A 1341-nucleotide genomic window follows, 5' to 3' on the forward strand; every position below is an offset into this window, starting at 1 on the left:
GGGCGGTTGGTGGCGGCCCGGTGCGCGGCGCGCTTGGCCTTGATCCGCTCGTTCTCGCGCAGCACCTCGGCGAACCAGCGCAGCCGGGTGGGGTCGATCGACTCGAACTGGCTCATCCGGCAAGCGTATTGCACCACCGACGACGGTCCGGCCGAGCCCGCCCGCTAGGCTGTCGCGGTGAGTGCGGACAAGAAATCGCAGATGATGAAGCCGCTGACGGCGGCAGGCAAGCTCGGCATCTACCTGCCGGCCGCGCCGGCGGAGTTCCGCGACTCCCCGCTGTCCTTCGGCGAGCTGGAGCGACTGCGCGCCGATCCGCCGCAGTGGCTGACCGACCTGCGCCGCAACGGCCCCTTCCCCCGCGACATCACCGCCCGCAAGCTCGGCATCTCCAACAGCGGCCTGGCCCGCGCCGAGGTGGCCGACGCGCTCACCGCCACCGAGATCGAGGCGCTGCTCGCCGATCCGCCGGAGTGGCTGGTGCGCGAGCGGGAGAACTACGCCGAGGTGCTGCGCGAGAACGAGCGGATCAAGGCCAAGCGCGCCGCGCACCGGGCCGCCACCAACCGCCCGGCCAAGAACCGTTTCGGCGAGGGCAGGAAGAACTGATTCCACCGAGGCCTTGACCTGAACATTGCTTCAGGTTTCACGATGGGTGTCGTCCATGCATCCGAGGCGAGGAGTCGCTCGTGAAAGCAGTTCAGGCAACAGATTTCGGTGGACCGGAGGTGCTCGCGGCGCGTGAGCTGCCCGATCCCGAGCCTGCCGCCGGAGAGGTGGTGGTCGGCGTCGAGGCGGCCGATGTGATGTTCCTCGACACCAGGTTGCGGGCGGGCTGGGGCCGGGACTTCTTTCCCGTCGAGCCGCCGTATGTGCCCGGCGGCGGCATCAGCGGCACCGTGCGCGCCGTCGGCCCCGAGGTGGATCCGGCCTTGATCGGCAGGCGGGTGGTTGGCGCGACCGCGGCCAGCGGGCTCTTCGGCGGCGTCCCCACCGGCGGATACGCCGAGCGGGCGCTCGCCCGCGCGGAGAGCTTGCACCTGGTGCCCGACGGGGTGAGCACGGAACAGGCCTGCGCGCTGGTCCACGACGGACGCACCGCGATCACACTGTTCGACCGCGCCGGGGTGCGCGCCGGTGACCATGTGCTCATCACCGCGGCCGGGGGCGGTCTGGGCACCCTGCTGATCCAGCTGGCACGTCGCGCCGGGGCCACCGTGGTCGCCGCCGCGCGCGGACAGCGCAAGCTCGAACTGGCCCGTGAGCTCGGCGCGGATGCCACCGTCGACTACTCGGCGCCGGACTCCTCCTCACCCGTGAGATCCCCGCATGACCGCCGCC

The 1341-nt window shown here is 71.6% G+C and carries 2 protein-coding genes; both read left to right on the forward strand.

Going from position 1 to position 1341, the window contains the following annotated elements:
- Positions 1 to 177: 177 nt before the first annotated feature.
- Positions 178 to 609, forward strand: a complete 432-nt coding sequence (locus QH283_RS26945; RefSeq protein WP_280505741.1) for a DUF5997 family protein — start codon at positions 178 to 180, stop codon at positions 607 to 609.
- 80 nt (positions 610 to 689) lie between these two features.
- A partial coding sequence (locus QH283_RS26950; protein WP_280505742.1) for an alcohol dehydrogenase catalytic domain-containing protein occupies positions 690 to 1341 on the forward strand: 652 nt, incomplete at its 3' end.

The organism is Nocardia farcinica (genome assembly GCF_029867845.1).
In the GTDB taxonomy this organism is placed as follows: Bacteria; Actinomycetota; Actinomycetes; order Mycobacteriales; family Mycobacteriaceae; genus Nocardia; species Nocardia farcinica_A.